The 24783-nt window shown below is 61.8% G+C and carries 24 protein-coding genes; 11 read left to right on the forward strand and 13 right to left on the reverse strand.

All coding sequences use genetic code 11. The features are described from left to right. Window positions 1-28 precede the first annotated feature (28 nt). Window positions 29-658, forward strand: coding sequence for a 5-formyltetrahydrofolate cyclo-ligase (locus tag U5A08_RS28380; protein WP_253400455.1), 630 nt, complete (start codon window positions 29-31; stop codon window positions 656-658). Window positions 659-665: 7 nt separating this feature from the next. Here U5A08_RS28380 and U5A08_RS28385 read toward each other — a convergent pair whose 3' ends face one another. Then, on the reverse strand, window positions 666-815 hold the full coding sequence (locus U5A08_RS28385; protein WP_247405666.1) for a hypothetical protein: 150 nt from the start codon (window positions 813-815) through the stop codon (window positions 666-668). A gap of 195 nt (window positions 816-1010) precedes the next feature. Between U5A08_RS28385 and U5A08_RS28390 the strand changes: the two genes are divergently transcribed. The 4 genes from U5A08_RS28390 (at window position 1011) to U5A08_RS28405 (ending at window position 6406) form a co-directional block, all read left to right on the forward strand. Beyond that, window positions 1011-1460 (forward strand): EVE domain-containing protein, encoded by a 450-nt coding sequence (locus tag U5A08_RS28390; protein WP_253400061.1) that lies wholly within the window; start codon window positions 1011-1013, stop codon window positions 1458-1460. A 139-nt stretch (window positions 1461-1599) separates the two neighbouring features. Next, on the forward strand, window positions 1600-2565 hold the full coding sequence (locus U5A08_RS28395) for an HlyD family secretion protein (protein WP_253400062.1): 966 nt from the start codon (window positions 1600-1602) through the stop codon (window positions 2563-2565). Continuing rightward, a complete protein-coding gene (gene rbbA / locus U5A08_RS28400) occupies window positions 2562-5288 on the forward strand; it encodes a ribosome-associated ATPase/putative transporter RbbA (RefSeq protein ID WP_321849462.1) in 2727 nt (908 codons plus the stop codon). Before U5A08_RS28395 ends, rbbA begins: the two co-directional genes overlap by 4 nt. Then, window positions 5288-6406 (forward strand): ABC transporter permease, encoded by a 1119-nt coding sequence (locus U5A08_RS28405; protein ID WP_321849463.1) that lies wholly within the window; start codon window positions 5288-5290, stop codon window positions 6404-6406. The genes rbbA and U5A08_RS28405 overlap by 1 nt, the downstream gene beginning before the upstream one ends. A gap of 82 nt (window positions 6407-6488) precedes the next feature. Here U5A08_RS28405 and U5A08_RS28410 read toward each other — a convergent pair whose 3' ends face one another. Continuing rightward, window positions 6489-6896: a flagellar basal body-associated protein FliL gene (locus tag U5A08_RS28410; RefSeq protein WP_253400065.1), complete on the reverse strand. Its 408-nt coding sequence runs from the start codon at window positions 6894-6896 to the stop codon at window positions 6489-6491. A gap of 150 nt (window positions 6897-7046) precedes the next feature. On the opposite strand from U5A08_RS28410, the gene U5A08_RS28415 reads away from it, so the two are divergent. Further along, a complete protein-coding gene (locus U5A08_RS28415) occupies window positions 7047-8024 on the forward strand; it encodes an NADPH:quinone oxidoreductase family protein (protein ID WP_321849465.1) in 978 nt (325 codons plus the stop codon). 257 nt (window positions 8025-8281) lie between these two features. Here the strand turns inward: U5A08_RS28415 and U5A08_RS28420 are convergent, their stop codons facing one another. Then, window positions 8282-8935, reverse strand: a complete 654-nt coding sequence (locus U5A08_RS28420) for a gamma-glutamylcyclotransferase (RefSeq protein WP_247406191.1) — start codon at window positions 8933-8935, stop codon at window positions 8282-8284. 282 nt (window positions 8936-9217) lie between these two features. On the opposite strand from U5A08_RS28420, the gene U5A08_RS28425 reads away from it, so the two are divergent. Continuing rightward, window positions 9218-9700: a sn-glycerol-3-phosphate transporter gene (locus U5A08_RS28425; protein ID WP_247406193.1), complete on the forward strand. Its 483-nt coding sequence runs from the start codon at window positions 9218-9220 to the stop codon at window positions 9698-9700. A 40-nt stretch (window positions 9701-9740) separates the two neighbouring features. Here the strand turns inward: U5A08_RS28425 and U5A08_RS28430 are convergent, their stop codons facing one another. The 6 genes from U5A08_RS28430 to U5A08_RS28455 form a co-directional block, all read right to left on the reverse strand. Beyond that, window positions 9741-10709, reverse strand: coding sequence for a CDP-6-deoxy-delta-3,4-glucoseen reductase (locus U5A08_RS28430; protein ID WP_253400068.1), 969 nt, complete (start codon window positions 10707-10709; stop codon window positions 9741-9743). After that, complete coding sequence (gene ubiD / locus U5A08_RS28435) at window positions 10709-12175, reverse strand: 4-hydroxy-3-polyprenylbenzoate decarboxylase (RefSeq protein WP_253400069.1); 1467 nt, start codon at window positions 12173-12175, stop codon at window positions 10709-10711. The genes U5A08_RS28430 and ubiD overlap by 1 nt, the downstream gene beginning before the upstream one ends. A 59-nt stretch (window positions 12176-12234) precedes the next feature. Then, window positions 12235-14217, reverse strand: a complete 1983-nt coding sequence (locus U5A08_RS28440) for an acyltransferase family protein (RefSeq protein WP_321849467.1) — start codon at window positions 14215-14217, stop codon at window positions 12235-12237. A gap of 157 nt (window positions 14218-14374) precedes the next feature. Then, window positions 14375-15634: a transcription termination factor Rho gene (gene rho / locus U5A08_RS28445; protein WP_003176825.1), complete on the reverse strand. Its 1260-nt coding sequence runs from the start codon at window positions 15632-15634 to the stop codon at window positions 14375-14377. 234 nt (window positions 15635-15868) lie between these two features. After that, window positions 15869-16198, reverse strand: coding sequence for a thioredoxin TrxA (gene trxA / locus U5A08_RS28450; RefSeq protein ID WP_253400071.1), 330 nt, complete (start codon window positions 16196-16198; stop codon window positions 15869-15871). Between the two features lie 121 nt (window positions 16199-16319). Further along, complete coding sequence (locus U5A08_RS28455) at window positions 16320-17015, reverse strand: FadR/GntR family transcriptional regulator (RefSeq protein ID WP_321849469.1); 696 nt, start codon at window positions 17013-17015, stop codon at window positions 16320-16322. Window positions 17016-17270: 255 nt separating this feature from the next. On the opposite strand from U5A08_RS28455, the gene U5A08_RS28460 reads away from it, so the two are divergent. Genes U5A08_RS28460 through U5A08_RS28475 form a run of 4 tightly spaced genes read left to right on the forward strand, consistent with a single transcriptional unit; the run spans window position 17271 to window position 20117 of the window. Further along, window positions 17271-18056 (forward strand): transporter substrate-binding domain-containing protein, encoded by a 786-nt coding sequence (locus U5A08_RS28460; protein WP_253400072.1) that lies wholly within the window; start codon window positions 17271-17273, stop codon window positions 18054-18056. Window positions 18057-18077: 21 nt separating this feature from the next. Beyond that, complete coding sequence (locus tag U5A08_RS28465; RefSeq protein ID WP_017736949.1) at window positions 18078-18746, forward strand: amino acid ABC transporter permease; 669 nt, start codon at window positions 18078-18080, stop codon at window positions 18744-18746. Next, a complete protein-coding gene (locus U5A08_RS28470; protein WP_253400073.1) occupies window positions 18743-19393 on the forward strand; it encodes an amino acid ABC transporter permease in 651 nt (216 codons plus the stop codon). Before U5A08_RS28465 ends, U5A08_RS28470 begins: the two co-directional genes overlap by 4 nt. Next, window positions 19380-20117, forward strand: coding sequence for an amino acid ABC transporter ATP-binding protein (locus U5A08_RS28475; protein ID WP_017845136.1), 738 nt, complete (start codon window positions 19380-19382; stop codon window positions 20115-20117). The genes U5A08_RS28470 and U5A08_RS28475 overlap by 14 nt, the downstream gene beginning before the upstream one ends. On the opposite strand, the gene U5A08_RS28480 is transcribed toward U5A08_RS28475, so the two are convergent. The 4 genes from U5A08_RS28480 to U5A08_RS28495 form a co-directional block, all read right to left on the reverse strand. Further along, window positions 20089-20637: a DUF1120 domain-containing protein gene (locus U5A08_RS28480; RefSeq protein ID WP_321849471.1), complete on the reverse strand. Its 549-nt coding sequence runs from the start codon at window positions 20635-20637 to the stop codon at window positions 20089-20091. The genes U5A08_RS28475 and U5A08_RS28480 overlap by 29 nt on opposite strands. Further along, complete coding sequence (locus U5A08_RS28485) at window positions 20627-23128, reverse strand: fimbria/pilus outer membrane usher protein (RefSeq protein WP_253400075.1); 2502 nt, start codon at window positions 23126-23128, stop codon at window positions 20627-20629. Before U5A08_RS28485 ends, U5A08_RS28480 begins: the two co-directional genes overlap by 11 nt. A 7-nt stretch (window positions 23129-23135) precedes the next feature. Further along, window positions 23136-23825, reverse strand: a complete 690-nt coding sequence (locus U5A08_RS28490) for a fimbria/pilus chaperone family protein (RefSeq protein WP_253400456.1) — start codon at window positions 23823-23825, stop codon at window positions 23136-23138. Between the two features lie 133 nt (window positions 23826-23958). Further along, window positions 23959-24606 (reverse strand): DUF1120 domain-containing protein, encoded by a 648-nt coding sequence (locus U5A08_RS28495; RefSeq protein WP_321849473.1) that lies wholly within the window; start codon window positions 24604-24606, stop codon window positions 23959-23961. Window positions 24607-24783: the final 177 nt, after the last annotated feature.

Consider the following 24783-nt stretch of genomic DNA (forward strand, 5'->3'; position numbering starts at 1 on the left):
CTGGCATTGTTTTATGAGCCGAAAAACCATGACCGAACCTGCGCCGCTTTCTCGTCCGCAACTTCGACGCATGTTGCGCAACGCCCGCCGCGCCCTCACGCCGAGCGAGCAACGCAAAGCCGCCCAAGGCGTGTATCGGCAACTGGCACAGCACCCGCTGTTTCGCCGGGCCAAGCATATTTCCCTGTATCTACCGACGGACGGTGAAATCGATCCGCGCTTGCTGCTGCGTGCGGCCCAGCGTCGGGGCAAGGCCACCTACCTGCCGGTGCTCAGCGCCTGGCCACGGACCAAGATGGCGTTCCAGCGTGTGCGGCCTGGGGAGAAGCTGCTGCCCAATCGCTTTCGCATTCTTGAACCACGGACGAATGTGCGCCGCCAGCGCAAGGTCTGGGCGCTGGATCTGGTGCTATTGCCGTTGGTTGGGTTCGATGACGCGGGGGGGCGCCTGGGCATGGGCGGCGGTTTTTATGACCGCAGCCTGGCTTACCTGGCACGCCGTCAGCACTGGCGCAAGCCGACGTTGTTGGGCCTGGCCCATGAATGTCAGAAAGTCGAACGACTGGTGCAGGCGAGCTGGGATGTGCCGTTGGCGGGCACCGTCACCGATAAGAAATGGTATATCGCGCAGGCGTCGCTGGAACCCGCGACGCCCTGAAGAAGGGTTAACGCTTGAACGGTTGAGTCTGCTGCTGAGTCAGCTCAATGGGCGCATCGGTCTTGTTCGACCACAAGCTCTGCGCATACCCGGTGGTCACGACGCCCAGACCAAACAAAATAACCAATATCCATAGTAAATCCGGTTTACGTTGCATCGATTGCCCCCCTTCAGGCACCTCGTACACGATGACAACAACGTTCCAAAGTAGTCCGTTGCAGCTGCGTCAAGCTTAAAATCCCGGCATTCTGCGTTAACGTGAACCAACACGCAAACCTTGACGCCAACCGACCGTCGGTTTGTCATGTAATTGCCCGACAACCTGTCCAACGCCTTTTTCAGGAGCCGCCCAATGGCCTACTGGCTGATGAAATCCGAGCCCGACGAACTTTCCATCACCGGCCTGGAACACCTCGGCGAAACGCGATGGGACGGGGTTCGCAACTATCAGGCGCGCAACTTTCTGCGCGCGATGGCGGTGGGCGATGAGTTTTTCTTCTACCACTCCAGTTGCCCGGAGCCTGGCATTGCCGGCATCGGCAAAATCGTCGCGGCGGCGTATCCAGACCCCACCGCGCTGGACCCTTCCAGCCACTATTTCGACGCCAAGGCCAGTCCGGACAAAAACCCGTGGAGCGCGATCAACGTGGCCCACGTCCAGACGTTTCCCAAGCTACTCGGCCTGGGCTATCTGAAGCAGCAAACCGCCCTGGCCGAACTGCCGCTGGTGCAAAAAGGCAGCCGTCTCTCGGTGATGCCGGTGACCGCCGAGCAATGGTCAGCGGTACTCGCGCTGCGCTGAACGGCAGAACCTTACAGTCACGCGCCCAATGCATGCATCTGCAACGCAACCGGGTTAGGCTTGCGCTTCATTTGACCCGCATCAAGCGCCCTCGGGCCGAACCCGTCAGACTAGGACGCTAACACCGCAGGAAGCATCTATGTCCACGAACCACCGCACCTCCCAGTTGTTTGCCACCCTCCTGATTGTGTTACTGCTCGCCGCCGGCGGTTTCGGTTACTGGAAATCCACCCAGGACCGCCTGCCCGAAGGCTTGAGCATGGGCAACGGCCGCCTGGAATCGACCGAAGTGCAGATTGCCGCCAAGATCGCCGGGCGGCTGGACGAAGTGCGGGTGGATGAAGGCGACAAGGTCCTCAAGGGCCAACTGCTGGCGCGCATGGACACGCGCACCCTGGAAGCCCAGCGCGCCCAGGCCGAAGCCGAAGTGCTGCGGGCCAGGGAAAACCTCGCCGCCGCCGAAGCCAATGTGCAATTGCGCCAGAGCGAACAACTGCTCGCCCACCAGGAACTCAAGCGAACCCAGGAGCTGTACAAGCGTGGCTTCGCCAGTGGCCAACTGATCGACCAACAACAGTCGCGCCAGAACACCGGGAATGCGGCCGTGGTCGCCGCCCAGGCCCAGGTCAATTCGGCCAAGGCCGCCATCGGCGCCGCCCAGGCCCAAGTGGCGCAGCTCACCAGCGAAATCGATGACAGCAGCCTGCGCGCGCCCATCGACGGCATTATCCAACTGCGCCTGGCCGAGCCGGGCGAAGTGCTCGGCGCGGGCGGCCGCGTCTTGCTGCTGATCGATCCCGAAGATCAATACATGAACCTCTACCTGCCAGCCTCGGTGACCGGCGCCCTGACCGTCGGCAGCGACGCACGCATCCTCCTCGACGCGCTCCCCGGCCAATCGCTGCCGGCCAAAATCAGCTTCGTCGCGGCCAAATCGCAGTTCACGCCCAAAGAGGTGGAAACCCGCGATGAACGCCAGAAACTGGTGTTTCGCGTCAAACTGCGCCTGACCCAACCCAGCGCCGTGCCGCAGGCCAAACCGGGCATGCCCGGCGCCGGCTACGTGCGCACGGCTGACATCGACTGGCCGGCTAACCTGCAATGACCGATCTGGCGCTGCACGCCACGGGCATCCAGCACCGCTACGGCAAGCAACAGGCGCTGGTCGATATCGCCTTCAGCCTGCCTGCGGGCACGCGCTGCGGGCTGATCGGCCCGGATGGCGCGGGCAAGTCGAGCCTGCTGGGCTTGATCGCCGGGGTCAAAAAACTCCAGGACGGCCAACTGGAGGTGCTCGGCGGCTCCATCGCCGACCGCCGCCACCGCAACAGCCTCTACCCGCGCATCGCCTTCATGCCCCAAGGCCTGGGCGGCAACCTGTACCCCGAACTGTCCATCAGCGAAAACATCCGCTTCTTCGCGACGCTGTTCGGCCTGACCAAAGCCGATTGCGACCAGCGCATGCACAGCCTGCTGCTGGCCACCGACCTTGAGCGCTTCGCCGACCGCCCGGCCGGCAAACTCTCCGGCGGGATGAAGCAGAAACTCGGCCTGTGCTGCGCGCTGATCCATGAACCGGACCTGCTGATCCTCGACGAACCCACCACCGGCGTCGACCCGCTGTCACGTCGGCGCTTCTGGGAACTGGTCGAAACCGTGCGCAGCGAGCGCCCACAACTGACGCTGCTGGTGGCCACGGCCTACATGGAAGAAGCCGAGCAGTTTGAACATTGCCTGATGCTCGACCGTGGCAAACTGATCGCCGACGGTTTGAGCAGTGAGCTCGCCGCAGCAACCCCAAGCGGCAAGCTGGATGAGGCCTTCACCCACTTCCAGGGCGACAGCGCCCATGACAACCAGCCGCTGGTCATCCCACCGCGCGCAAGCAACAGCGCCGATATCGCCATCGAAGCCCACGACCTGACCCTGCGCTTTGGCGACTTCACGGCAGTCGATAAAGTCAGCTTTGCCATCGGCCGCGGCGAGATTTTCGGTTTCCTCGGCTCCAACGGTTGCGGCAAGACCACCACCATGAAAGTCCTCACCGGCCTGATGCCGGCCACTGAGGGCACTGCCACGCTGCTGGGCAACCCGGTGAACGCCAAGGACCTGGCCACCCGCAAGCGCGTGGGCTTCATGTCGCAGAGTTTTTCGCTGTACGGCGAACTCAGCGTGCTGCAGAACCTGGTGCTGCACGCGCAGTTATTCGATTTGCCCAAGGCCGACAGCGGCAAGCGGATCGATGAGCTGATCCAGCGTTTCGACCTCGGCGAGGTGGCCGAGCAGCCATCGGGCGAGCTGCCCCTCGGCCTGCGTCAGCGCTTGTCGTTGGCCGTGGCGGTGCTGCATCGTCCCGAAGTGCTGATCCTCGATGAACCGACCTCGGGGGTCGACCCGGCGGCGCGGGATGACTTCTGGCGGCTGCTGATCGAACTGTCGCGCGAACAAGGGGTGACGATCTTTCTGTCCACCCACTTCATGAACGAAGCCCAGCGTTGTGACCGCATCTCCCTGATGCACGCGGGCAAGGTGCTGGCCTGCGACACCCCCGACGCGCTGCAGCAGCAATTCCACGGCGACACCCTCGAAGCCGCGTTCGTCACATGTCTGGAGCAAGCCCAGGGCGAAGCCGAACCCGCCGCGCCCAACGCGCCCACCGCTACCGTCAGCGAAACCAGCCCACCGCCCGTGAGCAGGCGCGGGTTCAGCCTGTCGCGCCTGTTGGCCGTGGCCAGCCGTGAAGGCAAGGAACTGCTGCGCGACAAGGTGCGCATGGCCTTCGCCCTGCTCGGGGCGATGTTCATGATGGTGATCTTCGGCTACGGCATTTCCCTGGATGTGGAAAACCTCGCCTTTGCCGTCTACGACCAGGACCAGACCCCACAAAGCCGCGCCTATCTGGAAGCGTTTCGCGGCTCGCGCTACTTCGCCGAACAAACGCCGATCCAGGATGCCAACGAACTGCACCGGCGCCTGCAACGCTCGGAAATCAAACTGGCCCTGGAAATCCCGCCCGGTTTTGGCCGTGACCTCTACGCCGGCCGCCAACCCAGCGTGGCCGCCTGGCTCGACGGCGGCATGCCGTTTCGCGCAGAAACCAGCCGTAACTATGTAGAGGCGGTCCACCAGGCCAACCTGCAGCAACTGTCCGAACTGAGCAGCCAGCCGCAGAGCAGCCAAAGCGCGGCCAAGCTCGAAACCCGCTTTCGCTACAACCAGGATGTGGTCAGCGTGAACGCCATCGGCCCAGGCGTGATGGCACTGATCCTCGCCTTTATCCCGGCGATGCTGACTGCGCTCGGTATCGTGCGCGAGAAAGAGCTGGGCTCGATCACCAACTTCTATGCCACGCCCCTGACCCGCCTCGAATTCCTGCTGGGCAAACAGACGCCGTACCTGGCCGTGAGCCTGATCAACCTGGCGGTGCTGGTCGCGATGAACCGCTGGCTGTTCGGCGTGCCGTTCAAGGGCAGCGCCCTGACCCTGGCGTTCGGCGGCCTGCTGTACGTGCTCGCCACCACCAGCATGGGCCTGCTGATTTCCGCGTTCACCCGCACCCAGATCGCGGCGATCCTCGGCACCATGATCATCACCAGCCTGCCGACCATTCAGTTCTCCGGGCTGATCGTGCCGCGTTCCTCCCTGGAAGGTGCTGCGGCGGTGATGGGCACACTGTTTCCGGCGGGGCACTTTCTCGATATTGCGGTGGGCACGTTCACCAAGGCCCTCGACCTGCGGCAACTGTGGCCGCAGTGCCTGGCGCTGTTCGGGTTTTTCCTCGGGTTTACCGGGCTTAGCCTGATCATGCTGAAGAAGCAGGAGGCTTGATGCATAAGTTCGCGCACATCCTGCGCCTGGGGATCAAGGAACTGACCAGCCTGCGCCACGACAGCGTGCTGCTGTTGTTTCTGTTCTACGCCTTCACCGTCGCGATCTATATGCCTGCGGCCGGCTCGGTGATTGGTGTGCATAACGCCAGCGTGGCGTTTGTCGACGAGGACCACAGCGCGATCTCGCGGCAGATGGCCGAGGCGTTGCAGCCGCCCGAGTTCCAGTCACCCGTGCCGTTGGCGTATGACCAGTTGGATAAGGTCATGGACAGCGGCCAGTACACGTTCGTGATCAACGTACCGGCGAATTTCCAGGCCGACCTGTTAGCCGGTCGCGAGCCGGATGTGCAGGTGAACGTCGATGCCACGGCGATGAGCCAGGCGTTCATGGGCGCCGGCTACATCTCACGGATTTTCCAACGCGAGCTGCTGACCTACAGCGGCCAGGCCGACTCCGCCAGCAAAGCGCCGGCGTTGCTGACAACGCGGGCGCTGTTCAATACCAATCTGGAAGGTGGCTGGTTCCTCGCGGTCATCCAGATCGTCAACAACATCACCATCCTCGCCATCGTGCTTACCGGCACCGCGCTGCTGCGCGAGCGCGAACACGGCACCCTCGACCATTTGCTGGTGCTGCCGCTGACGGCGCTGGAAATCATGCTGGCGAAAATCTGGAGCAACATGCTGGTGGTGGTGCTGTGTACCTGGCTGTCCCTGGAAGTGGTGGTCAAGGGCATGCTCGGCGTGCCGCTGGCCGGGTCGCTGAGCCTGTTTCTATTCGTGACCGCGCTGTACCTGTTTGCCAGCACCGCCCTGGGGATATTCCTCGCCACCCTCGCCCGCTCGACGCCGCAGTTCGGCTTGCTGGCAATCCCGGTGATCATCCCGATGCTGTTGCTCTCCGGCGGCAGTACGCCGCTGGACAGCATGCCCGAGTGGTTGCAATGGGTGATGCAGGGCTCGCCGTCGACGCACTTTGTGAGCCTGAGCGCGGCGATCCTGTTCCGCGATGCGGGCGTGAGTGTGGTGTGGCCGGATTTGCTGGCGCTGGCGGGGATTGGCTTGCTGTTCTTTTTGGTGGCGCTGGCGCGGTTCCGCAAGAGCCTGGCGTCTTGACACTGCCGCAGGCAAGCCCGCTCCCACAGGTGAAACGCATTCCCTGGTGGGAGCAGGCTTGCTCGTGATCGTCGCGCCGCGACTATTGGATGATCAGGTTGTTGAACAACAGGTCTTCCACCACCGGCTTGCCGGTTTCGTCGTTCATCACTTGCTGGGTCTGCTTCAGGGCTTCCTGGCGCAGTTTTTCCTTGCCTTCAACGGTGCTCATGCTCTCGTTGGTTTGCTGGGTGAACAGCGCCACCAGTTGATTACGAATCAACGCATCGTTGGCTTTGACGGCGGCAGCCGCTTCGGTGCCGGTCACGCGCAGGGCGATATCGGCCTTGTACACCTTGAGCTTGGCCGTGCCATCCAGGCCATAGTTGCCCACGAGCGGCGGGGCCAGGCTGATATAGCTGACCTTCGGCGCCTCGCCTTCTTTCGCCTCTTGGGCCTGGGCCGCCATCGGCAAGGTCAGGGCGAGCATCAACAAAATCCACGCTTTCACAGTTCATTCCTCACATTCTGTTGCCCAGTAGCATAACGCTAGCAGGGCAGAGCACAAGCTTATGGCGACTTATCAGGCCCGGGCATGCTTGTTGACCCACGGGCGCACCCTCCTACACTTATCGGCCACGACGCCAAAAGGAATAGTCCGATGAAAGCTGTGCTGTGCAAAGCCTTCGGCCCCGCCGAAACCCTGGTGCTGGAAGAGATCGCCAGCCCGGCGATCAAGAAGAACGAAATCCTGCTGGACGTGCATGCCGCCGGGGTCAACTTTCCGGACACGCTGATCATCGAGGGCAAGTACCAGTTCAAGCCGCCGTTCCCGTTCTCGCCGGGTGGCGAAGCGGCGGGCGTAGTCAGCGAAGTGGGGGAAAAGGTCAGCCACCTGAAGGTCGGCGACCGCGTGATGGCGCTGACCGGCTGGGGCAGTTTTGCCGAGCAGGTCGCGGTGCCCGGCTATAACGTACTGCCGATCCCGCCCAGCATGGGCTTCAACACCGCAGCCGCGTTCAGCATGACCTATGGCACCTCGATGCATGCCCTGAAACAAAGGGCCAACCTGCAACCCGGCGAAACCCTGCTGGTCCTCGGCGCCTCCGGCGGCGTGGGCCTGGCCGCCGTGGAAATCGGTAAGGCCATGGGCGCCCGCGTGATCGCCGCCGCCAGCAGCGCCGACAAGCTGGCAGTGGCCAAGGCCGCCGGCGCCGATGAGCTGATCAACTACAGCGAAGCCAGCCTGAAAGATGAGGTCAAACGCCTGACCGACGGCAACGGCGCCGATGTGATCTACGACCCGGTGGGCGGCGACCTGTTTGACCAGGCCATCCGCGCCATCGCCTGGAACGGCCGCCTGCTGGTGGTGGGTTTTGCCAGCGGGCGTATTCCAGAGCTGCCGGTGAACCTGGCACTGCTCAAAGGTGCGGCCGTGGTCGGGGTGTTCTGGGGCGCGTTCGCCCAGCGCCAGCCGCAGGACAATGCGGCGAACTTCCAGCAGCTGTTTGGTTGGTATGCCGAGGGCAAGTTGAAACCGCTGGTGTCGCGGGTGTATCCACTTGAGCAGGCTGCCAAGGCGATCAATGACCTGGGGCAGCGCAAGGCCGTGGGCAAGGTGGTCGTGCAAACCCGCTAACCAATATGAAATGCGCTCAAATGTGGGAGGGGCGGTGCGACGATTCGACTTGCCCCCGATGACAGTGGATCAGTTAATACATCTGTTGACTGAACCAGCGCCATCGGGGGCAAGCCCCCTCCCACATTTTGATATCCAGCGTCCTGCAGACGCCAACTGCGACCGACCGGTATCGTGTTCATGGCGCTGGTGACCGTAGCGACCCTGGTGTACTGGCTCAACCCGATGGGGCACACCAACAGTGTCAGCTCGGCGCGTCAATCGCCTGAGCAATCCTTGGCACAACGCTTGAGCCGCGCCTCCAGGTTTTTGTCTGGCATGGCGTGGCTACGCAGGGCGTTGACGGTCTGCTCGACATAATCGCGCGTCGTGCCGTAACGCCCGCAAGCGCTTTGCAGCACGTGGCTGAGCACGATGTCGGGCAGATTGCCGGCGTAGCTCGGCAGGTGCCGCTCCAATACAAACCCCAGCGCCTGCACCCGACTGCCATCTTCCAGACGGCAACTGAGCCAGTGCGGCCGATAGGAGGGGTAAGGCATTTCGCGCTGCCACAAGGCGTAAAGCGAGGCCTCCAACTGGTCTTCCGGCAGGCGGTAGGCAAAGCCGCTGCACGAACCACCGCGATCCAGGCCGAAGACCAATCCGGGTATTTCCGGCGTACCCCGATGCTCGTGGGACCACAGGTACAAGCCGCGGTGATACCCGTGGATTCGTGCCCGCACCCGCTCGGTCGATGAACACTCAGGCCGCCAGATCAGCGAACCGTAAGCGAATAGCCAGACCGGCCCACCCTTATGCCGGGCCATGGTGGCCTGCATTGAGCTCATCAACTGTTCGTGAGTGAGTTGCGGCCCCAGATCGAGCTGCGGAGGGTAAGCCAATTGCAAAAGATCGGATTCAATGGCGGTCATGGCGGATCGCTGAGGTCTCCTGTGCAGCTACGAAAATCTATTACCAATTGTAAGTAACTTTACCGTAATAGAACCCGCCGCTGTAACCGTATGACGAAAAAGTGCTAATCGGCCGAGTTGCCCCGGGGCTGGGGCGTGGTTCCATCCGTTCGTCAGGATTCAGGGCGCCAATCCCGCTACTGTCAGCCCCGGTTCAGCCTGGGTGCACACGTAACCTTCAAACTAGCGCGCACATCACGACCCACCTAGCCGCCCCTCATACCGACTAATCGAGGTCACCCCATGAAAAAAATTCGACTGTCTGGCCTGCTGTTCCTGGCCCAGGCCACCACTGCCCTCGCGGCCGAAGCCCCGCCTACCGACGATGACAAGGGCTTCTGGTATGCGCAGACCAGCGTCTACACCCGGCACTTCGCGCCGGACCCCGAGCATAACAACCATCAGGATTTGCTCGGCCTGGAGCGCAATGAGGCGTCAGGCCTGGTGTATGGCGCGGCGACGTTTCGCAACTCGTTCAGCCAGCGGTCCTACTACGTCTATGCGGGAAAACGCTATGACATGACCGACTATCCGGTCTATTTGAAGCTGACAGGCGGGGCGATTCAGGGCTATCGCGGCAAGTACCGCGACAAGATCCCGTTGAACCGTTTCGGCGTGGCGCCGGTGATCATTCCGTCCGTAGGCACCCATTACGGGCCAGTGGCGGCGGAGCTGGTGCTGCTGGGGTTCAATGCGGCGATGATCACGACCGGCGTGCGTTTCTGACCGCGACGCCAGCGCCCCCATTAGAAGCCAGCGTAGGGCTTCAGGGCCGTGGGGCGTAGGCGAATACGTCGGCACGCATCTGATGTGCATCCATGCCGGCATCCACCAGCGCATCCAATGTGCCGTAGATCATCGCCGGTGAACCGCTGGCGTAGACATACACGCCTTTGAGGTCGTGGATGTCTTCGCACACCGCTTCATGCAACAGCCCACAGCGCCCTTCCCAGCCGCACAGGTCGCTGACCACTTTGTGCAGGAACAGGTTGGGCAGTTGCAACCATTGATCCCAATGTTCGATCTCGTAGAAATCTTCCGGGCGTCGCACGCCCCAATACAGGTGCACCGGATGCTTGAAGCCGGACGCGCGGCAATGCTCGATCAGGCTGTGCATCTGCGCCATGCCGGTACCGGCGGCGATCAATACCAGCGGCCCATCGGGCAACTCGGCCAGGTGGGTATCGCCAAACGGCAGCTCGATGCGGGCCATCCGGTTGCGCTGCAACTGTTCGAGCAGGTTGCGCGCGCTGTCTTCGCGAGCCAGCACGTGCAGTTCCAGCTCACGTCCGGAGTGAGGCGCCGAGGCCAGGGAAAACGCCGACTTCTCGCCGTTTTCCCGTTCAATCATCAGGTATTGCCCGGCGTGGTAACGCACGGCCTTGCCGGCCGGGGCGAGCAAGCGCACGCGCCAGACATCGCCACCGACTTCCACACACTCACTCACTTGGCACGACAACTTGCGCAACGGCAACTCTCCCGGCGCCAGCACGCCATCCCACAACACCACACAATCTTCCAGCGGCTCGGCGATGCAGGTGTAGAACTCACCATGGTCGCGCACCTCACCGGCCTGCTGCACCCGGCCTTCCACCAACAGCGCCGCACACACATGGCACACGCCATTGCGGCAGGCTTGCGGGCATTCGTAGCCCAGGCGGCGCGCACCTTCGAGGATTCGCTCGCCAGGGTCCAGCGCCAATACGGCGCCGGAAGGTTGCAGGGTTACACGCATCAATCTATTCCCAACTCTTTCCAGATCGCATCGACACGCGCCGTCACGGCTTCGTCCTTGACGATCACCCTGCCCCACTCGCGGGTGGTCTCACCCGGCCATTTGTGCGTGGCATCCAGGCCCATCTTCGAGCCCAGGCCCGAGACCGGCGAGGCGAAGTCGAGGTAGTCGATCGGCGTGTTGTCGATCATCACCGTATCGCGCTTGGGGTCCATGCGCGTGGTGATGGCCCAGATCACGTCGTTCCAGTCGCGGGCATTGATGTCATCGTCGGTGACAATAACGAACTTGGTGTACATGAACTGTCGCAAAAACGACCACACGCCGAGCATGACCCGCTTGGCATGGCCTGGGTACGACTTCTTCATGGTCACGATGGCCATGCGGTACGAACAGCCTTCCGGCGGCAGGTAGAAGTCGGTGATTTCCGGGAACTGCTTCTGCAGGATCGGCACGAACACCTCGTTCAGCGCCACCCCGAGAATCGCTGGCTCATCCGGCGGACGGCCGGTGTAGGTGCTGTGGTAGATCGGCTTGATCCGATGAGTGATGCGCTCGACGGTGAACACCGGGAAGCTGTCGACTTCGTTGTAGTAGCCGGTGTGGTCGCCGTAGGGGCCTTCGTCGGCCATTTCGCCGGGGTGGATCACGCCTTCGAGGATGATTTCCGCCGTGGCCGGCACTTGCAGGTCGTTGCCACGGCACTTCACCAGCTCGGTGCGGTTGCCGCGCAGCAGGCCGGCGAAGGCGTATTCGGACAGGCTGTCAGGCACCGGGGTCACGGCGCCGAGGATGGTGGCCGGGTCGGCGCCCAGGGCCACGGAGACCGGGAACGGCTGGCCGGGGTGCTTTTCGCACCATTCACGGAAGTCCAGCGCGCCGCCACGGTGGCTCAGCCAACGCATGATCACCTTGTTGCGGCCGATCACTTGCTGACGGTAGATACCGAGGTTCTGGCGATCCTTGTTCGGGCCTTTGGTGACGGTCAGGCCCCAGGTGATCAGCGGGCCAACGTCGCCGGGCCAGCAGGTCTGCACCGGGAGCATGCCCAGGTCGACGTCATCGCCTTCGATGACGACTTCCTGGCACGCCGCGTCCTTGACCACCTTGGGCGCCATGGCAATGATCTTGCGGAAGATCGGCAGCTTCGACCAGGCGTCCTTCAAGCCCTTGGGTGGCTCGGGCTCCTTGAGGAACGCCAGCAACTTGCCGATCTCGCGCAGTTCGCTGACCGACTCGGCGCCCATGCCAAAGGCCACGCGGTCGGGGGTGCCGAACAGGTTGCCGAGCACCGGGATATCAAAACCGGTCGGGTTCTCGAACAGCAGCGCCGGGCCCTTGTTGCGCAGGGTACGGTCGCAAATCTCTGTCATTTCCAGCACCGGCGAAACCGGCACCTGGATACGTTTCAACTCTCCGCGCTGCTCAAGTTGCTGCACGAAATCCCGAAGATCCTTGAATTTCATTAACCATGCCACCCGTAAAATAGGCGTACATCCTACCTGCTATGAGGGCGGCTGGCAGCTTAATTGGCCGTCAGCCCCCGTGATTGCAGCGAACTGAACAGCGGCTCCAGGAAGGCTTCGATGTGCCGCGCGCCGACGTCGGAGAGGTGGTTATCGTCGGTATACAGCGCACGGCCATCGCGCTCGACCCGGCACAGACCGTCGGCGCCACACAGCAGGGGCGCGGGGTCGAGCACCACCACGCCGCTGTCGGCCGCCGCCAACGCGTTGAATAGCTGAGTAATGAAGGCCTGGCGCTGTTCATGCTCGGCCACGGGAAGCCCTTCCCCTTCAACCGGGCGGTGCATCATGGCCAGGCGACTGAGGCGGTAAGGCACGATGATTTTCTGCAGCGGGACCTCCTTGACCAGCCACACGCGATGCCCGGCGGCGCGCAACCCTCTGATGCGCTCACGCAGGCCCTCGGCGAAGCGCTGCTCCGCCACGGCGCGCGCGTACTCACCGGTACTCGGGTCCTTGAGCGCGAGCTCCTTATCGCCCGACATTTGCCCATAAAGGTACAGGCTCCAGCGCGCCGCCAGCACTACATCGCTGAACGACTGTTCGGCCAGGGCCTTCTCGACGCGCTGGTTGAAATGCGCGCACTGGGTGATGTTCTCGAGACCGTCCAACGGCATGCAGCCGGCAAAACTGGCCTGGACCAGACTGATATCGTGGCGTTTGGCCGCGTCCTTCAGCGCCGGAATCAAGACTGTGGCGTGGCTGTCGCCCCAGACCAGCGTGGACACCGAGCGGCTTTGTGGGCCGAAATGGCAAAACAGCCGCTCATCCGGGGTTTTCTGGTCCGCCAGGCAGGCCGTCAGTTCCGGGCTCCACTTCTTCGCCTGGGCATAACGCAATGCCTGCTCGGACAGACGCCACGGCACGCCATTGGTTTCACGTAATGCCAGGCCGGTGATGCCGAAGCACAGGATGCCGGCTGCGGCAGCAACCAGGATCGCCTTGCGCCCGGCCAGCAGACGTTTTTCCCGAAACGGCGCCTCCACGAAGCGCCAGGACAAATAACCCAACACCAGGCTCAGCAGTATCAACCCGCCCAATTGCGCCACGCTCAAGCCATCAACCGCGGCGTAGTTGGCGTACACGAACACCGGCCAATGCCACAGGTACCAGGAATAGGAAATAAGCCCCACGCCCACCATCAGCCGCGAACTGAGCAGCCGCCCGACCCAGGTGACTTGCTGCCCATTGGCCCAGATCAACCCGACCACGCCCAACACCGGCAGCAAAGCCGCCGCGCCTGGGAACGGTGTATGTCGGTCAAAACCGAATATGGCGGTCAGGATCAATCCCAGGGAGACCAGGCTGACCCCTTGCGCCAGGGGCGGTGAAGCGCGCCATTCATACCTGGGCATGACCGCCAGCACGGCGCCGGCCAGCAATTCCCAGCCACGCAAGTGCAGCAGGTAGAACGCTTTCTGCGGCTGATGGGAAACCGCCCAGACACTCATGCCAAATGACACCAGCAACACCGCGAACAACGCCAGACGCCAGTGTTTCAAACGGCTTGAAAGCAGGGTCAGCAGGAATGGAAAGAGGATGTAGAACTGCTCTTCTACCGCCAGCGACCAGGTGTGCAGCAAGGGTTTGATGTCGGAGGCCATATCGAAATAGCCGTGCTGGCGGGCAAACAAGAGGTTGGAGGTGAACGTCACCTGATAGTGCGCAGAGCGCCCCAGCGCTTCATAGTCCTTGGGCGCCAGCAAAAACCAGCCCACTGCCAGTGTCGCGGCCATCATCACAAACAATGCCGGCAAGATACGCCGCGCACGGCGCGCCCAGAAGTTCACGAAGCTGAAACGCCCGGCCTGGCGTTCGCGCCAGATAATCGAGGTGATCAAGAAGCCTGAAATCACAAAGAACACGTCGACGCCGACAAAGCCGCCGGTGACGCCCGGAACCCCAAAATGGAACAGCACGACAGCAAGGACAGCGATAGCACGCAGGCCATCAATGTCTCTTCGATAAGCAAGAGTGGTCATAAGAATGGTGGTCAATCTGATACGAATGGGAGCTGAAGTAAGCGCATGTTTACTTTTTGTTACTTAACCGACACTTATGACATAAAACGCACTTATTTTCGACGTAAAAAAAATGGCGCCCCGAAGGGCGCCATTTTTTTGGACCTGAAACGTCGTATTACTTACGCTTCATCGACAGGAAGAACTCGTCGTTGGTCTTGGTGGTTTTCAGCTTGTCGATCAGGAACTCGATGGCGGCGACTTCGTCCATCGGATGCAGCAGCTTGCGCAGGATCCACATGCGCTGCAGTTCGTCGTCGGCCGTCAGCAACTCTTCACGGCGGGTGCCGGAACGGTTGATGTTGATGGCCGGGAACACACGCTTTTCAGCGATACGACGGTCCAGGGGCAGTTCCATGTTGCCGGTACCCTTGAACTCTTCGTAGATCACTTCATCCATCTTCGAGCCGGTTTCAACCAGCGCGGTAGCGATGATGGTCAGCGAGCCGCCTTCTTCGATATTGCGCGCGGCGCCGAAGAAACGTTTCGGTTTCTCCAGGGCGTGGGCATCGACACCACCGGTCAATACCTTGCCGGAGCTCGGGATCACGGTGTTGTAGGCACGGGCCAGACGGGTGATGGAGTCGAGCAGGATCACCACGTCTTTCTTGTGTTCGACCAGGCGCTTGGCCTTCTCGATCACCATTTCGGCAACCTGCACGTGGCGGGTTGGCGGCTCATCGAACGTCGAGGCAACCACTTCGCCGCGCACGGTGCGCTGCATTTCGGTCACTTCTTCCGGACGTTCATCGATCAGCAGCACGATCAGGTGAACTTCAGGGTTGTTACGCGCGATGTTCGCTGCAATGTTCTGCAGCATGATGGTCTTACCGGCTTTCGGCGGTGCGACGATCAGGCCACGCTGGCCCTTGCCGATCGGGGCGCACAGGTCGATCACACGACCGGTCAAGTCTTCGGTGGAACCGTTGCCGGCTTCCATCTTCATGCGCACGGTCGGGAACAGCGGGGTCAGGTTCTCGAAGAGAATCTTGTTTTTCGCGTTCTCGGGACGATCGAAGTTGATCGTGTCGACCTTGAGCAGGGCGAAATAACGCTCGCCTTCCTTCGGAGGGCGGATCTTGCCAACGATGGTGTCACCGGTGCGCAAGTTGAAGCGACGGATCTGGCTCGGCGAGACATAGATATCGTCTGGGCCGGCGAGATAGGAAGCGTCCGCAGAGCGGAGGAAGCCGAAGCCGTCCTGGAGAATCTCCAGCACGCCATCACCGGAAATTTCCTCGCCGCTTTTCGCGTGCTTTTTGAGCAGGGAGAAAATCACGTCCTGCTTGCGCGAACGGGCCATATTTTCTATGCCCATCTCTTCGGCCAATTGGAGCAGGTCGGTAATCGGCTTTTGCTTGAGTTCAGTCAGATTCATATAGGAATGACGTAATCATTTATGGAGGGGGGAAATTAAGCTTTTGGCTTAATGAGGCCGCGCCGCAGAGAAGGCGACATGATCGCGTACTAATCGAAAAGGAATGCGTCGGCGACGGCTTGCAGGGGGCAGTGGAGAAACCAGTGCGGGGCCGAATGTACCACCTGAATTTCGGAGCGTCTAGCCCTGTTTCACGAAAAAGCCCCGCAAATTGCGGGGCTTTTTTGACGACGCTTAGATGTTCGCGTCGAGGAATGCCGCCAACTGGGACTTCGACAGCGCGCCCACTTTGGTCGCTTCCACGTTGCCGTCCTTGAACAGCATCAGCGTCGGAATACCACGCACGCCGTGCTTGGCCGGGGTTCCCTGGTTTTCGTCGATGTTCAACTTGGCAATGGTCAGCTTGCCAGCGTAGGTGGTTGCAATCTCGTCCAGAACCGGAGCGATCATTTTGCAAGGGCCACACCATTCAGCCCAGTAGTCAACCAGCACCGGGCCAGTTGCCTTGAGTACTTCGGCCTCAAAGGTCGCGTCAGTGACGTGCTTGATAAGATCGTTGCTCATGGATGTCTCCGGATTGTAAGCAAAAAAAACGTGGCCCATCATAGCTGCCCTTCCCCCGTTCAGGAAGCCGCCTCTGATTGAGTCTTGCTATGGTGTTGCATGAGTTTGGGTATCGCCCCGCTCACGGAGACACCGGCGTCACAAAGGCAATCCCCGTGCGCAACGCCGCATTGCGCACGTGCTCCTGCATGCTTTTCTGCGCCGCCGCACTGGCGCGACGGGCCAGCGCGCGCAGAATTCTGCGGTGCTCCTGCCAGGTTTCCATGGCCCGTTCCGGCCGGATGAACGGTAGCTTCTGGCTCTCCAGGAACACCTCGGCGCTGGCACTCAGGATGCTGACCATCGCCTGGTTGCCACTGGCCAGGAGGAGGCGCTGGTGGAATTCGAAGTCCAGCCGGGCGGCGGCTTCGAAGTCGCCGGCCTTGAGCACCTTGTGCATGGCTTCGACATTATCTTCCAGGCGGTCCAGCTCATCGATGGTCAGCGTGACGGCCGCCAACCCCGACGCAAACCCCTCCAGGGCATAGCGCAACTGGAAGATATCCAGCGGCGTCGCCTGGGCCGCGAAGGGCCACGCAAACCCAGGCGAGTCTTGCGCCTCTTGTACGAACACGCCTTTGCCCGGCTGCACGCTGACCACCCCCAAGGCACTGAGGGACGACAACGCCTCGCGCAATGACGCCCGGCTCACGCCCAACTGCAGCGCCAGGTCGCGCTGGGATGGCAGTGCGTCGCCCGGCCCGAAGCCTTGCTCCTTGATCAGTTTGCGGATGGCCTGCAAGGCCGCTTCCGGTACCGCTTGGGCGATGGAATTCATAAAAAACTCAAGGTTTCAGACAACTGAGCGCGTAGTTGTAAAGCTATTCGCGCCTGGCGGCAAGCCACGCCCCAAAGGGGCTCGCGCGGTTTTGCCGGCGCTCGAAAACGGTGCGAAAACCGCGCTCACTGTTCAGACCAGTAAGACCACCATAACGCAACAAATCCCGGCCTTGCGGACAATCCGAGCAGTCATGGCATGGGCTGTGCACTGGGCAAAAACAGAATGTCCCTTCGCCCTTCTCGGAGAGTTCCCATGACCAAGCGCTACAGCGCCCTGCTCACCGCCCTGTTTGCCAGCCTGATGCTGAGCCAGGCTCCCGCCCAGGCCAACGGTCTGGACGATATCGTTGCCCGCGGCACCTTGAAGGTCGCCGTGCCCCAGGACTTCCCGCCGTTCGGCTCGGTCGGCCCCGACATGAAACCACGCGGCCTGGACATCGACACCGCCAAGCTGCTGGCCGACCAGCTCAAGGTCAAACTGGAGCTGACCCCGGTCAACAGCACCAACCGCATCCCGTTCCTCACGACCGGCAAGGTCGACCTGGTGATCTCCAGCCTGGGCAAGAACCCCGAGCGGGAAAAGGTCATCGACTTCTCCAAGGCCTACGCGCCCTTTTACCTGGCCGTATTCGGCCCGCCTGATGCCGCCATCAGCAGCATCGACGACCTCAAGGGCAAGACCATCAGCGTGACCCGTGGCGCCATCGAAGACATCGAGCTGACGGCCGTTGCGCCCAAGGAAGCCACGATCAAGCGCTTCGAAGACAACAACTCGACCATCGCCGCCTACCTGGCCGGCCAGGTCGACCTGATCGCCAGCGGCAACGTGGTGATGGTTGCGATCAGCGAGCGCAGCCCGAAACGCGTGCCGGCGCTGAAAGTGAAGCTCAAGGATTCGCCGGTGTACGTGGGCGTGAACAAGAACGAGCCGGCGCTGCTGGAGAAGGTCAACCAGATCCTGGTCGCGGCCAAGGCCGACGGCAGCCTGGAAAAAAACGCGCTGCAGTGGCTGAAAGAACCCCTGCCTGCTGATCTCTGAAGCCTGCGACGGAGCTGATTCATGGCCTATCAATTCGACTTTGTGCCGGTGCTGGCCAATACCGACCTGCTGTTGCGCGGCGCCCTGTTCACCCTTGAACTGACGGCGATCGGTGCGATCCTGGGGGTCGCCCTGGGCACCGTCGGCGCAGTGGTGCGGGCGTGGAAAATCCAGCCGTTCGCCTGGTTCTTCGGGGTGTATGTCGAGTTGATCCGCAACACGCCATTTCTGGTGCAGTTGTTTTTCATCTTCTTCGGCCTGCCTTCCCTGGGGCTGAAAATCACCGAATGGCAAGCGGCGGTATTGGCAATGGTGATCAACCTGGGCGCCTATTCCACCGAAATCATCCGCGCCGGCATCCAGGCGATCCCCCGTGGCCAGCTAGAGGCCGCCGCCGCGTTGGCGATGACGCGCTTCGAGGCGTTCCGCCATGTGGTCCTGCTGCCGGCGCTGGGCAAGGTGTGGCCGGCCCTGAGCAGCCAGATCATCATTGTGATGCTCGGCTCGGCGGTGTGTTCGCAGATCGCCACCGAAGAGCTGAGTTTTGCCGCTAACTTCATCCAGTCGCGCAACTTCCGCGCCTTTGAGACCTATGCCCTGACCACCCTGGTGTACCTGTGCATGGCGCTGATGATTCGCCAGTTGCTCAACTGGATCGGTCGCCGGTTTGTGATGAGGAACAGCCGATGAGTGATTTTTCCTTCTGGGACATCGTGCGCAACCTGCTCATCGGCCTGCAATGGACGCTCTTGCTGTCGCTGGTGGCGTTTGTAGGCGGTGGCCTGATCGGCCTGCTGGTGATGACGATGCGCATCAGCCGCAAAGCCTTCCCGCGCAATGTCGCCCGCACCTATATCGAACTGTTCCAGGGCACGCCGCTGTTGATGCAGCTGTTCCTGGTGTTTTTCGGCATTGCCCTGCTTGGGGTGGATATCTCGCCCTGGCTGGCGGCGGCGATTGCCTTGACCTTGTTTACCAGCGCCTACCTCGCCGAGATCTGGCGCGGCTGCGTCGACTCCATCGCCCACGGGCAGTGGGAAGCCTCGGCCAGTCTGGCCCTGAATCCGCTTGAACAGCTGCGCTACGTGATCCTGCCCCAGGCCCTGCGGATTGCCGTAGCACCTACCGTGGGGTTCTCGGTGCAAGTGGTCAAAGGCACTGCCGTGACCTCGATCATCGGCTTCACCGAACTGACCAAGACCGGCGGCATGCTCGCCAACGCCACGTTCGAGCCTTTTATGGTCTACGGCCTGGTGGCCCTCGGTTACTTCCTGCTCTGTTACCCCTTGTCCCTCAGTGCGCGCTACCTGGAAAGGAGACTGCATGCCTCTGCTTAGAATTTCCGCCCTGCATAAGTATTACGGCGATCACCACGTGCTCAAGGGCATCGACTTGACCGTTGAAGAAGGCCAGGTCGTCGCGATCATCGGCCGCAGCGGCTCGGGCAAGTCGACCTTGCTGCGCACCCTCAATGGCCTGGAGTCGATCAACGACGGTGTGATCGAAGTCGACGGCGAATACCTCGACGCCGCCCGCGCCGACCTGCGCAGCCTGCGACAAAAAGTCGGCATGGTGTTCCAACAGTTCAACCTGTTCCCGCACCTGACGGTGGGCGAAAACGTCATGCTCGCGCCGCAGGTAGTGCAGAAAGTGCCCAAGGCCAAGGCCGCCCAATTGGCGCGGCAGATGCTGGAGCGGGTCGGCCTGGGCGAGAAGTTCGACGCCTTCCCCGATCGCCTGTCCGGCGGCCAGCAGCAACGCGTCGCCATAGCCCGCGCACTGGCCATGTCGCCCAAGGTGCTGCTGTGCGACGAGATCACCTCGGCGCTGGACCCGGAACTGGTCAATGAAGTACTCAGCGTGGTGCGCCAACTGGCCAAGGACGGCATGACCCTGATCATGGTGACCCACGAAATGCGTTTCGCCCGCGAAGTCGGGGACAAGCTGGTGTTCATGCACCAGGGCAAGGTGCATGAAGTAGGCCCACCCCAGGCGCTGTTCGCCAACCCCAGAACGCCCGAACTGGCCAACTTCATCGGCTCAGTGGGACAGCCGGGCTGACCAGCTCAAAGGTGCCCTGCCCCTCCAGCCGCGTCTGACTGCGGACCTGCAGAGCATCGGAAGGCAGGTCGATATCGACATCGACCTGGGCGGTCAGTCGCTGGCCGAGCATTGTTTGGCCTGCTGCCCGTGCCACCAGGACCTGGCCCGGTAACAACTGCCCGCTGACGGTTTCACCGGGCAGATGCGCCACTTCCCACTCCACGGCGCGCCCATCCACCTGAGCATGCCTGAGATGCATACGCATACGCCCCTGGCGATCAAACCGGAAACCTTGCCCGTCCGCCGCACCGATGAACCGCAACGCCATCACCGAAGGCTGCGCACACGCGACGTTCAGATGCAGCGTGCGGGTGCCAAGGGCCAAGGTGGTGCTTTCGACAAAGGCCTCCCGGCGAATGACCCCATAGTCGATGCGCGGCTGGCTCACGGACAACCGGCAGTTTTCAGCGCGCACGCCCTGGGCCATCAACACCGTGCAGAACAGGGCGACGCCCGTACTTTTCCACTTACCGGCCATGGCACACCGCCGTCGTGGTCTCATAGAACTTGTCATGATCAGGCTTGGTTCCGGGGTCAAGGCTTAGCAGGCAGGTGGAAGAGTCCGGCAACGAAACCCGCAGGCTTTGCGACTCATTGACGTCATTCAGGAAAATCATGCCCTCGCCCGCCACGCTGGTCAGGAAGCGGTCATCCTTGCCGAACACCGAAGCGCCCTGGGGCAACGGCCGACCGTGCTGATCACTGGCGGTGAGTAGCACGCGGCGCACTGTCACCACATCGAACGCGACGGTATTGAAGGACCCGCGACCGGCGGCGAGCACCTGGGTGCCGTTCCTCAGGTCAACCCGTCTGGGCAACGACTGCGTCTGCACTTCGACGCGGCTATTGGCATACGCGGGCAAGCCGGCAATCACCGCCTGCCCGGTGAAGTCAGTCCACACCGGACCCTGCGGGGTTTCGACTTTTGCAGAACCGATATCCCCCACCGAAACGATGCCAAACGTGTCCTGCACGGCATAGGGCGAAAATGTCAGGCCGTTTTCGTGCGCGACGATGCCGCCTTGCAACTGCCCCGTATAACCGGTGCCCAGCGCATCCCGGCTGACGCCCAGGCCGACGCGGGTGTAGCGTGGCAGCAAGTCCACATGGCCGTGAACCGACTGCTCGCGGGCGCTAAGGTCGCGTTCGACGCCCACCTCGTAATTCACATACTCATTGACCCGCTCACTGAGCGCCGTACCGACGCGGGACTGGTCGCCACGCCGACTGACGTAGCTGTTCACACGACGATCACCGCCCAGCGGCACGCTGATCTGCAGCCGTACCGACAGATCATTGTCCTCCGCGCTATCGCGCCGGTCGCCGGCAGCGGCGGCATCACGGCGAGGCCGTGTACCGCCCACCTGCGAATCGGCGATCAACGCGACATCGACGTAGCTGAACGACTTGTTCCACGAAGCAAACACGTGTTCGGCCGTGTGCCGGTCAAATTGCGCACTGCGCGAATAGCCCAGGGAGAACACGCCCAGGGTTGGGTCGGCCCAGCTCATGCCCGCCGTGTACTGGTTCTTGAAGCGCGAATCCAGCTCGTCGGCCTTGAACGAGCGGCCCGCTTCAAGGACCTCGCGATACCCTCGGGTCTGGGTGGTGGCGCTGAAGTTCACGTCCATATTGGCGTAGACCGGGCTGCTCGCGGACACGCTGCTACGCGAACCCGACACGGCGTTACGGCTGTCTCGGGACACATTGTGACGAGCGCCAACGGCTACCCGCTGGAAAAACACGCTGCTCAGGGTGCCGCCTGCCGACCAGTATTCTTCGGTACTCAATACGCCAAACCCCGCCGACGATTCACGCCCCAGGCCCCAGGTGCCACTGCCCATGGCGACCACCGGTGACGGAGCCTGCGCGTCGATATTTTCGCGCACCTTGCCGAGGGAAAAGTAATAACCGGGCGCCGCCGGGGCCGCTCCCGCGAATGACGCCGCCGGCACCACGAAACTGCGCTTGGCGCCGCGCACATCGATCACGCTGACGTCGAGGTCGCTGGTGCCATTGAGCAAAGGCAACCCCGTCAGCCGGAAGGGGCCTTCGGGCACCAGCGTGCTATGGATCAGCACGCCGGACTGGCGCACTTCAATCCGCGACTGACTCTGGGCCAGACCTTCGACGACTGCGTTGTTGCTGCCCGCCGGCGCCCGCGACTGACCATCGGGGGAAAACTGGATGCCGGACAACTGGATACCACCAAACAGCGGGTTGTTGCTGGAGAGCTGGCCCATCTGAAAAGTCGATTGCAACGCGGCGATATCCCGCTGGGCGTAGGCATACAGGTGTTCGGTACGGGCTTCACCATTGTCAGACACATAAAACTGGCGGCTGCGCACAATCCAGTCGCCCAGGTTGAAGCCCGCTTCGGTGTAGGCCGACACGAACCGGCTGGGCCCACTGCGCGAACGGCTGTCGAAACCCAGCACGTCATAGTTGAACATCGCCGCCGCGCCGCCCTGGGCAAAGTGCCCGGCCTCCCACTGGGGTTCATGCAATGCCTGGGTCGGCACCACCAGTGCCACCTCATCGATGCCGGGCCGGAGCCGAACCATCGTCGTCGGAAAGGCCCCCAGGAAGTCATGGCAGGCCTGGTCTGGTGAGGCGCCTTCGCGGACAACGGCGCGGGGCTGCACCAACCCGGCTTTCTCGAGCAAGCCCGGGGTGAAACACAATTGCCCTTGGGCGTCGAACCGCGCATCGACTGACCCGAGCGGGTTCCCGTTGACCCGCAGCCCCACCACCTGGACGCCTTCGCGAAAACGCGCCGCACTGCGGAAGTAGTCGGAGACCTTCGGGTCAATGCCGTGGGTGGTCAGTGCCGCGAGGTCGAAACCCTCGCCCAACTCCAGCGCCGGGGCCAGGCCGGGCAAGCTCCACAGCGTCGCAAACCCAATGAGCAGCGTGGGCCGGCGAGGCCGGATAAAAATCGTAGATTTGTTACTCGACAGGTTTGTCATGAGCCGCTCAATCCCCTTCGGCACTGATCGGGGCGCGGTAGCTGTCCACTGAAAACCCATAGACCGTGGCGGGCTGGATCTCGACTTCAGCCAAGCCGTCCAACGTTCCGTCAACCTTCGCCGTCAACGCCTCCCCCGGCAAAATGTAGGTACGCGGCAACGTCGCCAGGACCTGCTGCGGAAGTAGCTGCACCTGGGGCGCCAACCGCACCACGTAGGCGCTGTCGTTGTGAACCGTTAGACGCGACCCGGCCCGCTTCCAGGTGAGCAGCTCCCAGGGTGCTTGATGCCGCGGCAGGCTTTTGGGGTGCAGAATCAGCGGCAAATTCTGTCGCAGGGTGATACCGATCGTCGCACCGCCTGCGGCACGCGCCTGGGGAATCCCCTCGAAAGATACGCGCTTCAACCGCTGGGTCTTCAGCGGTTCCTTCAAGGTACTGATGAAGCGCACAAGCTGCGTTTCGCCCGCCTCCACGCGGGTGATGGGAGGAGTGACAATTAATAACGGTTCCGGGTCCTCGGGCACATTTTCCACTACCGAATGAAGTAACGCCGGCCCTGAATCGGTATTCCTGATATTTATTGTGGCCTCGCCATCTTCCTCATAAAGCACCACCACTGTGGTTTCCGGCTGCATGCCGTCCGCTACTGCAACAGTGGCAAAACAGAGACATGCACTTACACTCCATGACAGCACACTATTTATTATTGAAAGACTACGCACTCGGTATTCCCCGTGACCATGACGTTGAGCAAATGGCAACTGACCGCTCACATGAAAACAGCCGATAAGAAATAGTTAGTTTCTTGATCGGCTGCTGTTGGGTCGCTTAGATGTAACTCAGTTCAAGGGTGGCGCGCCCATCAAGGGTAATGTCGCGGCTCAGGTCCAGGTCCTGGCCTTTGTTGATCACTGCCTTCACCGCGATGGTGCCAGTCAGCTGAGAGATTGAAGCCGGTGTAACCGTGGTGCTGCTGCGCCAGGAATACTGGGTAGGGGCTTGAGTAACTTTGCCATCACTGTTCTGCCAGGCACCGGTGCCGACACGCATGATTGGAAACAGCGAGGTGCTCGACGACCGAAGGTCCCTGAGAGTGACCGAATAGCCACCGGTTCGCCGGCCCGAGACCAGACCCAAGCCATAGTTCTGTGCTTCAGTGAAACCCGCACCGAGAATGCCCGTCACCTTGCTGCCAGCCTGCAGATCGGTGAGTTTCAGCCCGAACTTGGCAGGGGTAGTGCCGCAACTGACGGACAGGGAGGTGGTTTTCTCCTCTCGCGGGTTGAACGCGGTCTGGGACAGTTCGCCGGAGCGGATGGTGCCGTAATCGATAGTGCCACTCCCGGTCAGGCTGAGGTTGCAGGCAGCGGGTGTAATCGTGCCCCTGACGGACAACTGGGCAACGGTAGATGCCTGTGCGCTGATGGCCGCAGCCAGGCAAGCGAGACCGAGAGTCAATCCAACAATTTTTTTCATATTTGACCTGTCACTGAAAGTTATCAGGCGTTCTTTATTTTCTTCTTAGCAAGCCCAGCGCCGAACGGCTTATTTCTCTGGACCTGCACGACTATAAATAAATAACACCCAGGCAATATTGCCGAGTGACAGTCTGTCGCTTTGGCCCCTCATTAAAGAATCAGATAACACATCAAT

It is taken from the genome of Pseudomonas paraveronii (assembly GCF_963681955.1).
Lineage (GTDB): Bacteria > Pseudomonadota > Gammaproteobacteria > Pseudomonadales > Pseudomonadaceae > Aquipseudomonas > Aquipseudomonas paraveronii.